The organism is Paraburkholderia sp. WS6 (genome assembly GCF_030464835.1).
Taxonomy (GTDB): Bacteria; Pseudomonadota; Gammaproteobacteria; order Burkholderiales; family Burkholderiaceae; genus Paraburkholderia; species Paraburkholderia madseniana.
This window is the reverse complement of sequence record NZ_JALQCK010000003.1, coordinates 385,410-400,037: the sequence shown is the minus strand read 5'-3', so window position 1 is coordinate 400,037 and position 14,628 is coordinate 385,410. Positions and strand designations below refer to the sequence as shown.

General features: G+C 61.0%; 11 protein-coding genes. 4 read left to right on the top strand and 7 right to left on the bottom strand.

The annotated features are described in order from the left end of the window. A partial coding sequence (locus M0D64_RS06215; protein WP_266256993.1) for a hypothetical protein occupies positions 1 to 1,856 on the top strand: 1,856 nt, incomplete at its 5' end. 155 nt (positions 1,857 to 2,011) lie between these two features. Here the strand turns inward: M0D64_RS06215 and ctlX are convergent. Next, complete coding sequence (gene ctlX, locus M0D64_RS06210) at positions 2,012 to 2,950, bottom strand: citrulline utilization hydrolase CtlX (protein WP_266256992.1); 939 nt, start codon at positions 2,948 to 2,950, stop codon at positions 2,012 to 2,014. Positions 2,951 to 3,007: 57 nt separating this feature from the next. Next, complete coding sequence (locus tag M0D64_RS06205; protein ID WP_266257011.1) at positions 3,008 to 4,084, bottom strand: ornithine cyclodeaminase; 1,077 nt, start codon at positions 4,082 to 4,084, stop codon at positions 3,008 to 3,010. Between the two features lie 218 nt (positions 4,085 to 4,302). Here M0D64_RS06205 and M0D64_RS06200 point away from each other — a divergent pair, with 218 nt between their 5' ends. After that, positions 4,303 to 4,734 carry an Lrp/AsnC family transcriptional regulator gene (locus M0D64_RS06200; RefSeq protein WP_266256991.1) on the top strand — a complete coding sequence of 144 codons (432 nt, stop codon included), beginning with the start codon at positions 4,303 to 4,305 and terminating at the stop codon, positions 4,732 to 4,734. Positions 4,735 to 5,449: 715 nt separating this feature from the next. Here M0D64_RS06200 and M0D64_RS06195 read toward each other — a convergent pair. From M0D64_RS06195 to M0D64_RS06175, 5 genes are all read right to left on the bottom strand, one after another. Then, the gene (locus M0D64_RS06195) at positions 5,450 to 6,082 is read right to left on the bottom strand and encodes a response regulator transcription factor (protein ID WP_054040705.1); all 633 of its coding nucleotides are present in this window, start codon (positions 6,080 to 6,082) and stop codon (positions 5,450 to 5,452) included. Then, positions 6,079 to 8,091: a response regulator gene (locus M0D64_RS06190; RefSeq protein WP_154559190.1), complete on the bottom strand. Its 2,013-nt coding sequence runs from the start codon at positions 8,089 to 8,091 to the stop codon at positions 6,079 to 6,081. The genes M0D64_RS06195 and M0D64_RS06190 overlap by 4 nt, the downstream gene beginning before the upstream one ends. After that, positions 8,088 to 10,250 (bottom strand): response regulator, encoded by a 2,163-nt coding sequence (locus M0D64_RS06185; protein ID WP_266256990.1) that lies wholly within the window; start codon positions 10,248 to 10,250, stop codon positions 8,088 to 8,090. The genes M0D64_RS06190 and M0D64_RS06185 overlap by 4 nt, the downstream gene beginning before the upstream one ends. Before the next feature lie 65 nt (positions 10,251 to 10,315). Further along, positions 10,316 to 10,714, bottom strand: coding sequence for a hypothetical protein (locus M0D64_RS06180; protein ID WP_266256989.1), 399 nt, complete (start codon positions 10,712 to 10,714; stop codon positions 10,316 to 10,318). A gap of 138 nt (positions 10,715 to 10,852) precedes the next feature. Next, complete coding sequence (locus tag M0D64_RS06175; protein WP_266256988.1) at positions 10,853 to 11,818, bottom strand: hypothetical protein; 966 nt, start codon at positions 11,816 to 11,818, stop codon at positions 10,853 to 10,855. A 226-nt stretch (positions 11,819 to 12,044) separates the two neighbouring features. On the opposite strand from M0D64_RS06175, the gene M0D64_RS06170 reads away from it, so the two are divergent. Together M0D64_RS06170 and M0D64_RS06165 are read left to right on the top strand one after the other, a co-directional pair. Then, entirely contained in the window at positions 12,045 to 12,752 is a 708-nt protein-coding gene (locus tag M0D64_RS06170) for a dienelactone hydrolase family protein (RefSeq protein ID WP_154559186.1), read from the top strand. A gap of 265 nt (positions 12,753 to 13,017) precedes the next feature. After that, the gene (locus M0D64_RS06165) at positions 13,018 to 14,604 is read left to right on the top strand and encodes a S9 family peptidase (protein ID WP_266256987.1); all 1,587 of its coding nucleotides are present in this window, start codon (positions 13,018 to 13,020) and stop codon (positions 14,602 to 14,604) included. Positions 14,605 to 14,628: the final 24 nt, after the last annotated feature.

The window sequence follows — 14,628 nt, the reverse complement described above, 5'->3', positions numbered from 1 at the left end:
CAACGCCAACGCCAACGCCAACGCCAACGCCAACGCCAACGCCAACGCCAACGCCAACGCCGACTCCGACCCCGGGAAGCTCGACCCTCTCGTGCGGCACGCCCACGCACACTGCCGGCGGAACCGCCAACGGCGTGATCAGCGCCGACACGCCCACCACCGACGGCATGCGCATTTTCCAGAACAACGCAGCGTTCAAGCTCGCGATTACGACGAACGCGCCGAGCGCGGATACGGTCGTCTGGTCCGTGGCGGACTCGACCGGCGCGATCAAGGCGCAGGGTAGTTTTGCGGTTAGCTCTGGCGTGCAAACCAACGCGATTCCATGCACGTCGACCTGGTCAGGCTATGGCGCGCTGACAGCGACGCTGCGCTCGAACGGCGGCACATTGCCCAACACCGGAACGCGTCCGGTGGGTATTGCAACGTTCGGCGTGTTGCCGAACCTGACGTCGGTACTGGGTACCGTAACGTACGCCCATCAGGATCAGCACCGCTTCGGCATGCAGGGCTTCAACGGCAACATCGCCGCGCTGCATGATCTGGGCATCTCGTGGACCATCGACGACCGTCAGGTATCGGCCATGGAACCCAATGGCCCCAACACGTACACGCCGAACGTGAACGACCTCGATCCGTTCTATAAGGCCAACCCTGATCAGATGCGCATCGTGCGTCTCGATGGACTGCCTGCATGGGATTCGAAGACGGGCCAATTCAACGACAGCTACTACGCGCCGTCGAATATGCCTGAGTTCCAGAGCTTCATGGCCAAGGTCGGTACCGATACGAGCCTGATTCGCGCTGCCAACTACCCGAACCAGCAAAAGAACTACTATCAGGTGACGTGGGAACCGAGCCTCGGCTGGGCGGATAGCGACGCGAACTTCGTCGCGATGTACAAGGCCGCGTATCAGGGCATTCACTCGACCGATCCGAATGCCGTCGTGATGGGTACCGGCAACCCGTTCCCTGCGAATTGCGACACCTGTACCACCGGCTATCTGCAGAAGTTCGGTGCGCTCGGTCTATGGAATTACATCGACGCAGTCTCAACGCATGGCTACTGGAACGCGGGCACCTATCCGGCACATCCGCCTGAATTGCAGGACTCCGATCCGGATCCGGCGAACCAGGCGAACGCGCTCGACAACCAGATGACGCAGTTGCGTTCGGTGATGCAGGCGGGTAAGCCGAACATGAAGCTCTTCTTCACCGAAGCAGGCACGAGCTACGATCCGGGTCTCAACTACGGCCCCACGGTGCCGTCGCAGAACCAGTTGTTCGCCCACGCTGCGGTTGGCGTGCGGTCGCACATCATTGTGCTTGGTGGTGGCGCACAGTTGACGACGCTTTTCTATGGTCCTGACTATCCGGGCGAAGTGGGATACGGCTCGTTCTTCGACCTGAATGACGCGCAAGGTGCTTATGGTGCAGCGAACCTCTCACCGAAACCCGAAGCGATGGCCTTCGCGACGATGACACGTGTGCTGGACGGCACGAACACATTGGGCCGGGTCACGGGTACGCCGTCTGGAACCTTTGCATATGCGTTCCAGCAGCTTGGCAACGGCAAGGTGGTGACCGCTGCATGGGCGCACAGCAACGCGCAGTGGCCTGCGAGCAGTGGACTTTATAGCCAGACCTACTCGACGAGCTATTCGCTTCAGGTCGACGGGGCCGGCACGTCGGGCAATGTGACGAAGATCGATGGTTACGGCAATACCAGCACGCTGGCCTATACCAACGGCAAAGTCACGCTGACCCTCACCGAGGTGCCGCAGTACATCGTCTCGAACAACGCGACGGTCGCCAAGGCCAATGCGACTGTTCCGGTCGGGTATACGGGCCAATAAGGGCTGAGTCGTATCGACGCGCCGCTGGTGAGAGTTGCGGCGCGTCGATCAACCCGTTCTGGCCGTTCTCCGGTCAGGAGCCGAACGCTTAACCCGTTGCAAACGCAACGATCAGCAAGCACCAGCTTGGCACCGGCTTTACGGCAACGATTGCCTTAACGTCGAGCCAGGTGGATCCCTGCGAGCATGCAGCGCACCGAGCCGCCAGCTAGCTCGATGGTCGGCACGCGCAACGGTAGCAATTGCGCAGACCGCTCGATGAGCGTTTTCTGTTGTGCCGTCAGGCACGACATCGCCCGTTCTGACAACGCTAGAACGCGGCCATCCTTCCCCGACAATTCCAGTGCATTCCCGGCAAAATTGCCGATCTGCGCGTGCGTGAGCGCGATAATAGTCCGGCCGCTCTCCAGCAGGCGCGTGTGTACCTCGCCGCGGCGTTTTTCGTCACGAATAAGGTCTAGCCCGATCAACGCAAATTCGGTTGCAACGCTCATCATGACGTTGGTGTGGTAGACCGCCCGGCCGTCCGCGTCGGCGGTATCGAAGCACATCGGTTCGAAGTTGAAGTGCGTGCAGAAGCGTTCGAGCGCCACTGGGTCGGCGCGATGTGAACGCGCCGTATACGCAACGCGTGCGACGTGGTCGAGCACCATGGCGCCCGTGCCTTCCAGAAAGACATCGTCGTGCTCCAGCCCGGAATAGTCGATCACGTCCTGCACGCGGTACTCGGTCTTGAGCATTTCGATCACGTCGTGCCTGCGCTCGCGCCGGCGGTTGACCGAGTGCATCGGAAAGAGTGCCACGTGGCCGCCCGCGTGCGTCGAGAACCAGTTGTTCGGAAAAACCGAATCGGGTGTCTCGTTCTTCCCGCCATCGTCGAACATGTGAACGCATACGCCGGCCGCTTCCAGGCTGGCCGCCGCAGCGCTGACTTCGTCGCGTGCCGCCGCGGCAAGTGCTGTCGCTTCTGTGAAATCAAGGGCGTGGCCAGCACGCTGGAAAGCGTTGTCGGCCGCTGTCTCCGGATTCGGATGAAAGCGGTGAGGGCGAATCATGACAACGGCGGCGGGTGCCTGCATCGACAGAAGGCTCATGGGGTTCGTTAGCGGGTTGCGGAAAGATAGGGCGAAACGGCCGGATGGCGGGCTCGATCAGCGCGCGAAGGCGAATGCGTCGGCGGGTGCCGGGGTGAAGGCGGCCGGCGTGGCTGCCGTCTGTATCAGACCGCCAAACAGGTCTTTGGGATTGCTGACTGTCGGGATCAGCGCGACATCGACGCCCACGTCGTGGCGCTGTGCCAGTGCGTGGAGATAGCGGAGCGCCGAGTAATCCTCGAGTGCGAAGCCGACAGAGTCGAACACGGTGACCTGCTCCGCGCTTTCCCGCCCCACAACCTCTCCGGCAAGCACGCTCCACAGTTCGGTGACGGGCGAATCGGCCGGGAGCTGCTGGATGTCACCTTCGATGCGCGTCTGCGGTTCATATTCGACAATCACGCGGCTCATACGCAGCACGTCCGCATGCAACTCGGTCTTGCCGGGGCAGTCGCCGCCGACTGCGTTCAGATGCATGCCGGGCTCGATCATGTCCGGCGTGACGATCGTTGCATAGGTTTTGTCGGCGGTGACGGTCGTGACGATATCGGCGCCGCGCACCGCGTCGGCTGTCGATGTCGCGCGGACGATACGCAGGGCCGGCCACGCGGCAAGATTGAGCGCCAGTTTATCGGTTGCGCACGCATCGACATCGAACACGCGAATCTCAGTGATGCCGAGCAGTGTGTGAAACGCGATCGCCTGAAATTCGCTTTGCGCGCCGTTGCCGATCAAGGCCATGCGTCGCGAGTCGGGGCGGGCCAGGCTGCGTGCGACGAGTGCGGACGTTGCCGCGGTGCGCAGGGCAGTCGTCAGGGTGAGTTCGGAGAGGAACAACGGGTAGCCGGTATCGACAGATGCGAGCGCACCGAACGCCATCACGGTGTGAATGCCGCGTTCGGCGTTGATCGGATGGCCGTTCACGTATTTGAAGGCGAACAGGTTCGAATCGGCGACCGGCATCAATTCGATGACGCCTGCCTGGGAGTGGCATGCAACACGTGGCGACTTATCGAATTCGCGCCATCGAAGATAGTCCGCGCGGATGGTGTCGGCGAGTTCGCTCAGGAATCGCGGCACGCCGATATCGGCGACGAGTCGGTACGTGGCGGGTACGTCGAGAAAGCGGGTCATGGTCATGTCTCCGTGATTCATGTGGGCTCCGGTGCGGGAGCAATGACGGAATTATTCCTTTGGACCTCGCCAGCAAAAAGACAGCAGACTTCGCAAATTTCACAGATAAAATGGCAAAATGCGCACCTGAAATGGCATTTTGTACATTTCCGCATGAAGGCTTCGCCAGGTAGCGTGCGGATGGCGGAGCGCCGTCGCCGGGCACTCAGGTAACCACCATGACCAATCTCGATGACATCGACAGGCAGCTCATTTCTCTGTTGCGTGACAACGCACGCATGTCGGTGGTGACACTGGCGAAGCAACTGCGCGTGGCGCGCGCAACGGTGCAGAACCGGCTCACCCGCCTCGAGGAAAGTGGTGTGATCGTGGGCTATACGGTGCGGCTGAAACCGGCGGCCGAGGCGCATCGGATTCGGGCGCTGATGTCGATTGCTGTAGAAGGCAACCGTGCGGCTGACGTGCTCAAGGTGCTACGTGGCCATCCCAATGTCGCAACGATTCACAGCACCAATGGCCGGTGGGACCTCGTCGCGGAGTTGCGGGCGGACTCGCTGGAGAACTTCGATCGGGTGCTCGGTGCGATCCGCTTGATCGACGGAATCGCGAGTACCGAGACCAGCATCTTTCTATCGACGCACAAGATGTGAGCGGCCAGGAGCGTCCGCGCGCTTTGTCGACTTCATGCGAGCTCCATGCGCGATTCGCGTCACCCTGCGACAAACGTCATTTCGAACTTCTCCATGCGACGACGCAGATACCTGTCAACAGATTGCCGCGTCGCGTAGCCTTCCGCCGGCATCCGTCTATTGTTCATACAAATATAATTCGGATATCTTATTCGCGAAAGTTAATCGATCCTTTTCTTTTAGCTCTGACACCTCGGTCTGTCGGTCATGACAGTGCCTGCTATCTAGTCCGTATAACGGCACTTATTCGCAAAGGGTTTAACCCTGCAAAGGTTTGCGGAAGAACTAATTTCTCTGTTGAATTAATAACTTGGAGAATAAGCCGGATTTATATTTCAATAAGTAATCGGCAAAAAAAAAGGCCGACACATTGTGTCGGCCGGAAAGACTCTGGCGTCCGAGGATTGCATGCCAGAACCTGAGAGACGTTAATCAGTCAATTTTACGGATTGCAGTGTAAGGCGCGGGCATTATTGCCACATACCAGGATTTAACAATTTGGCGGCGTGCTTTCTCAGAAGAGGGTTATTTTAGAGTGCCGACTTCGTTGGGGAGAGATCATAAACGAAAAGCTTTGGCGAAGCATAAGGACATCAAAAAAATTTGTCGATCGGCCGTCGCCGAATTCGAGATCGGGGAGTCCTGATGTTCGTCTAGGGATTTCCTTAATTGAATTTTATTCCGTACTAATGTGATGTCTGATCGCGTAGCGAATCAATTCCGAATTATTAGTGATCCCCAGTTTTTGCATGAGGCGCATTTTATGTGTGCTGATGGTCTTCGCGCTGAGCGCGAACGCTTCAGCGATATCGTTGATGCTCTTTCCAGCGGCCAAAGCTTGCAACACCTGGAATTCTCGATCGGACAGCATGTCGTGCGGTGGGGTATCGCCGGAGTGAGTGCCGAAGATCATCGAGTCCACCAGCTTCGGATCGATGAATCTGCCGCCTTCGGCCAGCTTGCGAATCGCGGCAAGCAGGATCTCGGGATCGCTGTCTTTGGTGAGGTAGCCGGTTGCGCCGGCGCGCAGCGCGCGCGAGACGACCTGGGCCTCGTTGTGAATGCTCAGCACGAGCACGGGCAGGGCGGTGTACTCCGCCCTGATGCGCCGGATCAGGTCGATGCCGCTAATGCCCGGCATGGTCATGTCGAGCAGCAACAGGTCGGGACACCGGGCGCGTAGTTTCTCGAGCACTTCGGCGCCTTCGGCAGCTTCGTCGGCGACGATCATGTCGGTGGTGGTCGCGATGATCTGCTTCAGGCCACCTCGCACGATCGCATGGTCGTCTGCAATGAGGATCTTTATCATGTGCTTTTCTCGGTCCTGAGCGGGATGTGAATAGAGACGGTTGTGCCTGCGCCGGGCGCGCTCTCGATCTGCAACGTGCCGCCAATCAGCCGCGCGCGTTCGCTCATGCCGAGCAGTCCGTAGGAATAGCGCCGGCGTGCAACGGGCAGATCGAAGCCGCATCCGTTGTCGCTGATATGGAGTGTCAATGCGCCGTTGCTTGCGGCGAGCGTGACATCGACGCGCGAAGCGCCGGCGTGGCGCGCAACATTGGTCAACGAGGCCTGCGCGATGCGGAACACGGCCGTTGCATGCGCGTCCGGCAGAACCGGTTCGCTGCCAAGGATCGACAACTGGCACGGCATGCGATTACGTCGAACGAAGTCGTCCACGAGCCACTCGAGCGCCGACAGGATGCCAAAGTTTAGCGCAGCCGGTCTGAGGTGGCTGGCCACATTGCGGACCATCCAGATGGTCTTCTCGACCAGTTCACGCATGTCCTCGGTTTTTCTGGCTGCTTCCGAATCGCTGTCGAGCCGCATCCGCAATAGCGACACGTCCATTTTCAGCGCGGTCAGCAATTGCCCGAGTTCGTCGTGAATTTCCATGGCGATCCACTTTCGTTCTTCTTCGCGAACCGCCTCCATGTACGCGGACAACTCGCGCAACCGCTCGCGCGACTCGAGCAGTTCCTGTTCGACTCGCTTGCGTTCCGTCATGTCCTGAATCGTACCGACCAGCTTGAGCGGATAGCCGGGCCCTTCATGCGCCGCTTCGACGTGAAGCTGCACGATGCGTGGCTCGCCGTCCGCACCGGTCAGGCGGCAATCGAGAAAATGCGGCTGCCGGTCGGCGATCACCGCACGCACGGCCTGTCGTACAGCGGCCCGGTCCTCGGGGTGAATCGCCGCGCGCAGTGTTCGATAGCTGGGCCGCACGCCGTTCGGCTCGAAACCGAGAATCCGGTACATCTCATACGACCAGTGCGTCACGCCGGCGGCCGCAGTCCATTCCCAGTCGCCAAGTTTGGCCAGCCGCTGGGCGTTCGCCAGACTGGCTTCGCTCGCGCGCAATTTCTCTTCTGCCTGTTTGCGCGCGGTGACGTCGTTGAGACCGACATAGATCGCTGGGGCGTCGGCGAACGTCGCAATGCGAGCGGTTGCCACTGCCCAGAAGCGCTCACCAGCCGAATTCTTGAACTGGATTTCGTTGTTGGTGAATCCGCCTTCGTGGCGCAGGAGTTCGACCGTTCTGTCGCGCTCCGTCGGGTCGACATAGAAGTCGCCCATGTAGGTGACGCCGTGATCGTCCGCGCCGAAACCGAACAGCCAGCGGAACGGCCCGTTCATGTAAAGGACCCGCCCTTCGTCCATGGACGTAATGCACAACGGCACCGGGCTCGTCTCGACGATCGTGCGAAAGCGCGCTTCGCTCGACACGAGTTTCGCTTCGGTCCGTATGCGTTCGTCGATCTCGACCAGCAGGCTTGCATTCGCGCGCGCGAGTTGGCCGGTCCGTTCGGCGACGCGGTCTTCGAGTTCGTCGCGCACGCGGGAGAGGGCTTCTTGCGCCTGCTGCCGAACCGCCACCTCGCTCGAGAGACTTTCGTTCCGCGATCGGAGCGCCTTGTGCATGGCGCGCAGCGCGAGGTGGGTACGAATGCGCGCCAACATTTCGGCGATCTGGAATGGTTTGGTGACGTAGTCGATGCCACCCACCGAGAATCCTTCGACGAGGTCGTCCGTATCGGCGAGCGACGTCATGAAGATCACCGGAATCTCACGGGTCTGCTCATTGCGCTTGAGCCGGCGACAGGTTTCGAAGCCGTCGATGCCCGGCATTTTCACGTCGAGCAGGATCAGGTCGGGCTGCGAAAATTGCGCGCGTTCGAGCGCCTCCTCGCCGTCGAGCGCAACGAACACGCGAAAGCCCTTATCCTCAAGACTGTCGGCCACGACACCGATGTTGATCGGTGCGTCGTCCACAACCAGAATGGTGGCCGGCTCTGCCGCGATCGTTGTGTCGTTCATGGCTTGGGCCTCCTCTCGAGATATTCCTCCGCGAGCAGCAGGATGGCCTTTGACTGATAGCCTTTCACGAGTGCACGCAACTCTGTTGTCAATACCAGATTGCGCTCGTCGAGGGCCGCCATCCTGTCGGCCCATTCGGCGATGGCACGCATGTCGCCCAGACGGGCGAGATGATGCAGGTTGTTGAGTTCGTCAACGGGCAACGCGGGAGAGGGCGTGCGCGATGCGCCAGGTTGCGGCGAGCGAGGCGCTGGCGAGTCAGTCCACTTCAGCGCCAGCAAATCCGCCAGATGGGCCTGCAGCCGGTCGAAGTCGACGGGTTTGGAAAGGAAGGCGTTCGCGCCTGCGTCGGTGCTTCGTTTCTCGTCGCTCCAGGAAGGATTCGCCGACACGGCGATGATCGGAATATCGCCGAGTCCCGGTAATCGACGCAATCTGCGCGTTGTTTCGAGCCCGTCCATTTCAGGCATCAGGATGTCGGTCATGATGAGCGACGGCGCCTCGCTGCGCGCCTTCGCGAGTCCCTCGTGCCCGCTGGCGGCCTCGATGGTGTCGAAGCCCAGTTGACCCAGAAGCTCGACCAGGACCGCCCGATTGACGGGCTCGTCGTCGATCACCAGCACTTTGCGGCGCGGACCGGTGTAGCCCGTCACGCGCCGCGCGGCCGGCGTTGCCGCGTCGGTACGCGCCGCGGACACATCGACGACGGCCGGCGCGAGATCGAACCAGAAGACGCTCCCATGCGCGAGCGTGCTTTCCGCGTGGATTTCGCTACCCATTGCGCGCACGAACTGCTGGCTGATCGCAAGGCCAAGCCCGGCGCCACCGGCGCGTCGTTCGGGGCCGCCGGCCTGCTCGAAAGGCTCGAAAATCACGCCGAGCTTGTCGGCCGCGATGCCGATTCCCGAGTCACGTATGCAGAAGCGCACCGCGCCGGAGGGCGCACGGCCGACTTGCAGGCTGACGCAGCCTGTGTCCGTGAATCTGACCGCATTCGCCAGCAGATTAAGCAGCACCTGCCGTAAGCGGCGCTCGTCTGCCCGCACTGCGCCGCCCAGGTCGGGGGCCAGGTCGCATAGGAATCGCAGGCGTTTTTGTTCCGCCTTCACGTTGATGATGTCGCTGATCGTATCGAGGACGCCCGGCAGCGGGACGTCGGCCATTTCGATGCGCATTTTGCCGGCTTCGATGCGCGCGAAATCGAGCGTATCGTCGATCAGCGTGAGCAGATGTTCGCCGCTGCGGTGGATTACTTCGACCGCGTTGCGTTGGCGCTCGCTGTGGCTGCCGTCGCGCAGCAAAATCTGCGTATAGCCGAGGATGCCGTTCAGCGGCGTACGCAGTTCGTGGCTCATGTTCGCGAGGAATTCGCTTTTGGCCCGGTTGGCGGCTTCGGCGAGGTGCCGCGCTTCCCGCTGCGCAGTGGCGTCGCGCTCGGCGAGATAGGCGTCATGCAGCCGCGCGCCCATGCTGTTGAACGCGGCTACCACGCGATCGAGCTCGTCTGGCCAGCGCGGCTGGCGGCGCGGCAGGACGAACGGCTTTGTCGCCGCACGGAAGTCGTATTCGCCGACCAGTCGGGCAATCGTGGCGAGATGCCGCGTAACGAGGCGCGAGAAGATGTAGATGGTGAACAGCGCAACGATGAATGTATAGGTGGCCTGACTGACCAGAATGACCAGCGCGGTTTGCGCTAACGCCTGATAGAGGTTGGCAAGCGTCGCTTGCACATAGAGTGTGCCGATCTTCTGCTGGGCGCCGTGGATGCGATAAAAGATCGGAAATTCGCGGGATATCACGGCGCCTGTCCTGCGCTCGCCAGCCGTCACGACCAGTGGCGTCTCGCTCGATCCGGTCTCGCGCACCTCGGCGGCGCACATGTCGGCAAGCCGCAGGATGCCGTTCAGTTGAAGCTGAAGTTCAGTGCGGTTGAGCTGCCACAGACCCTCGCCAAGGCTGTCGCGATTGCTTCGGTCGATGTCTGACAGACGTGTTTCGATCAGTTCGACGCCGCGGCTATAGTCGCGATAGAGCTGTAGTGCGGTCAGCAATAACGTGACCGCGCAACTGAACAGCAGCACGGTGGCCAGCAGCCGGAAAACCACGCTGTGCCTGAATCGGCCGGGCGAGGCAAAGAGTGAACCAACGCTATTCGCCACCATATTTCCCCGCGAGTGCTGTGCTTCTTTGTTTGTGTATTTTGCACTCGTCGCCGAATCGCGGTCTATAAGGGGCCGTCGAGGAAGTCCGCTGCGGCGAACGCTGGCACTTGAACCGCTGCCTTCGCGAGCCGCACTCGCATCCACATGATGCCCGCACCGTTCGCGGCAGTGGCGCCACGCGGCAATGACTCGCCAATGATTTCGCGGGCGTTGCCGATTATTTCGCGGATCAGGGTCGACTCACGAGTACTGAGTTTCGCCGTCTGGAACTGGCACAGGTCCGACATGGCGTCAGCCAGACGCTTGACCGCAACCGTATCGTGACCGGTCAACGGCCAGCAGTGCAAAAGATAGGCGAGCGGTACCAGTTTTCTTTCTTCACACCAAAGCTCGAATAGACGTATGCACAGCTCGTCGATGCGTTCGACTGTATTCTCGCGCGGCAAAAAGTAGTCGTTCATAACGGGGATCCGGCGATGGTATGTAATGAACCACTTTAAACGCCGCGCTTGAGTGTTGCCGTCAGGTAGTCCGGACTATGGACTGGTGGTTTCCTGATTTTTGGGTCAGGAAATCCTTAACGTCTATCGTCCCGCGCATCAATTCCGTTTCTTGCCGTCGAACGGATCGAGCCAGAGTTCCTTGCGATCGAGAGGCACCCATGACGGGAGCAAGGGATTCTTCAAATCGATCAGCACGCGGCGCTCGAGGTGCAGATCGGCGATGCCTTGCGCGAAGTGTTCGCGGAATAACGCTTCGAAACTCCCGTCCTTCAGCATGGCTTCAAGGCCGTCCCGAATCCGCTTCGCCAGCAGCGGCTCGGTTTGGCTGACATAGAAGAACTGCGCGTACGGGTAGCGGATCAGGAGGTGAGAGTCGATCCTCATATTCGGGTAGCTCGGCTGAAAGGCCTTGATTTCACGCGTGATCTCGACCACGCCGCGCGGGAACATATCGAAGCGGTGGTCAGCCAGCATCGGAAAAAGCAGGTCGTAGCGGCTTGCGGTGACGAGTGGAACGCCGGCCGCGCGGTAGATGGGGACGTCGCCCCAACCCTGACCCTGGCCAATGCTGAGTGTGCGAAGACCCTGGAGGTCGTGGATGTTGTCGAGCTTCGCCTGTTCGCCCTGATTGATCAGCGCCACGCGATAGCCGAGCAGGCCACGGTCGATGGGGATCGGCACCGGAATCGCCGCGGCGTCGAGTTCCGGGTGTCCGGGCTCGCTCGCGAGGACATTGATGAGGCGGCCGGATATCACCTCGTCGACCTCGCGCTGGGCCGACATCGGTGAAAAATAGGCGTCGATGACGTATGGGCCGTAGGCCGCTACGGTGTGGTTCAGCGCGGTGATAAGAAAGGCCCAGCGGCCCTCTCTCACCACGTCACCGGATAGGCGAAGAATTCGCACATGAGTCAGGGCGGCGGTCGACGGGCCGGACGCGCCGGCGCTGCCGAACGCCGGGCTCAATAGGGCGCAGGCAATGAGGGAGAGCACCACTGATAGTTTGAAGCGTCCGCGGGATCTGAACCGGCGGATTCCATCAAGGTGATCGAGGGCGAACATGAGTAGCCTGAACCGGAAACGGCGGGTAAGCCGCAGTATGGGTTCGAGGGGCCGCTTTGGCCAAAATCAATAAAGAATTGGACCATGGATCGCAATGAGGTGACGAAAGAGATCATCGCCGCAAAGTCGGGGCGTACAGGTCGTATTGATCTGCTTGCCGGGCGCTCAGCAGAACCTGCCACTCTGGCGCTATGCTAGCGGCTTCGGCTACTTCGAGGAGCAACTGATGCAACGGACTGCAGGATCAATGATCACGTTTAACCGCCCTGACGGCAAAGACGTCCAGGGTTATCTGGCCAAGCCACAGAAACTGGAGGGCGCGCCTGCCATCGTCGTGATTCAGGAGTGGTGGGGTTTGAACGACCAGATTCGCGGCGTGGCGGACCGGCTTGCGCAGGCCGGCTATCTGGCGTTGGTGCCCGATCTCTTTCGCGGGAAGTCGACGGTTGAAGAGGCGGAGGCGAACCATTTGCTGAGCGCACTCGACTTCGGCGATGCCGCGACGCAGGACGTGCGGGGCGCCGTCCAGTATTTGAAGCAGCACTCGGCGAACGTCGGCGTGACCGGCTATTGCATGGGCGGCGCGCTTACTTTGCTTGCGCTATGTAATATCCCTGAGGTATCGGCCGGGGTGGTGTGGTACGGCTGCCCCCCGCTCGAGTACATCGACGCATCGAAAATCAAGGTTCCGGTTCTCGGTCACTGGGCGACGCAAGACGAATTCTTCCCGGCTGAAACGGTCGATGCATTGGAGTCCAAGCTCAGTGCGGCCAACGTCGACGTCGAGTTCCATCGCTATCTTGCGTACCACGCGTTCGCGAACGAAACGGCAGTCGGGCCGGGCCGCATCTCCAGGACCCAGTTTGATCCGGTCTGGGCGCAGCAGGCCTGGGACCGCACGCTGACCTTCTTCGGCCGCACGCTCTGGAAGTAAGCGGCAAGCACGGACCCACATTGAAAGGTGGACGCAAGCCGCGACCTGTTCTCGTCAGCCAGCGGCGAGGCCGGTCGGCGTTTCTCATGCCGACCGGGCTTGACGGCCGGACACCTCATGAAGCATTCCATTGCAATATTAGTGAAGGATGAGGCTGGCGGCGTACCAATCTGTTTACCTATACTCCTCTCACTCTGTATGTAAGGCAGCCCAATCGCCGTAATACCAACAAGCGCCAAGAAGAGCCAACAAGACGGAGCCTCACATGCCTGTAGCGATGCGGAACGCGGCCCTCGTGCTGCTGACATGTTTCACGTTGGGCGGCAGTGCTTATGTGCAAGCCAGTTCCGGTTGCGACGAGGGATGCAAGGCCCGGGGCCAGCTACTCGAACAGCGCGTCACGCTTCGGCTCAGCGCTGCAGCGTTTTCGAAAGTGCTTGCATCGAACGCATCCGGTCAGCAACTCGCGCAGATCGCCGGCAGACCCGCCTGCGGGGTGGAGATCGTGACCTTCCGCTACCGCACCATCGGCGGCGCGGGCGAGCCCACCACCGCCAGTGGCGCATTGATGATTCCGGGCGGACGGTCGGCGGCATGTAGCGGGCCGCGTCCGCTGATGCTCTACGCACACGGCACGACCGCGTACCGCAACTACAACATCGCCGATATCACCCAAACCGATCCCGGCAACGGCGACGGCGCCGGGGAGGGCATCAGCGTGGCCGCCATGTACGCGGCCCAGGGTTATATCGTGGTGGCGACTAACTATGCGGGCTATGCCGGCTCCGACCTCACATACCACCCCTATCTGAATGCCGACCAGCAATCCGCCGATGTGGTCGATTCGCTGCGGGCAGCGCGGGCCGTACTGAGTGGAGTGAAGCCGGAGAGAAAGACGCGCGAGAACGGCAAGCTTTTCGTCACCGGCTATTCGCAAGGCGGCTTCGTGGCTCTCGCGACGCATCGTGCTTTGCAGGCGGCCGGTGTCAAGGTCACGGCATCCGCACCAGGATCGGGTCCGTATGCGCTTGCCGCCACTGCGGACGCGCTCATCGAAGGCGAGGTGAACCTGGGGTCGACGCTGTTCACGACTTTGGTCGTGACGGGCTACCAGCATGCCTACGAGAACATCTACCGCAAGCCCGGCGACTTCTATGAAGCGGCCTATGCCCCGGGTATCGAGAATCTCCTGCCGAGCCTGCAGCCGCTCGATACGCTGTTTTCGAAAGGGAAACTGCCCTCGACGCAACTCTTCAGCAGCGTTCCGCCCGCGCCGCAATATGCTTCGATGACGCCGCCAACTTCGCCGCCCCTCGCACCGCCCTCGCTGACGCCGGTGTTTGCTGCCGGATTCGGCAACGCCAATCTCGTGCGCAACGCCTATCGCCTGAGTCTTCTGGACGATGCTGCGGCCAATCCCGATGGCGCGTTTCCCAACAGCACGGTGGCCTTGACGCCGGCGGCGAATCCCATGCATCCGCTGCGCCAGGCGTTCAAGCGCAATGACTTGCGCAACTGGCTGCCGCGCGCGCCGGTTCTGCTGTGCGGCGGCGGCTCGGATCCCACCGTGTTTTTCTTCAACGCACGCATCGAGCAGGCCTACTGGCAGAACGCCAAAGTACCGGCAGGGCTCACGTCCGTGCTGGACGTGGACTCTCCGATCTCCGGGCCTAACGATCCGTACGCGCCCATCAAGCAGGGTTTCGCGAGTGCGAAGGCGACGCTCGCGAATCAGGCCGTAGCGGGCGGTGCGACTGATGGTGGCGCCTCGGCTGTGCTCCAGGCCTATCACGGTGAATTGGTCGCGTCGTTCTGCATGGTCGCCGCCCGGGCCTTCTTCACGAACTTTTGAGCGCTGCTGTCTGCGGCTATCATG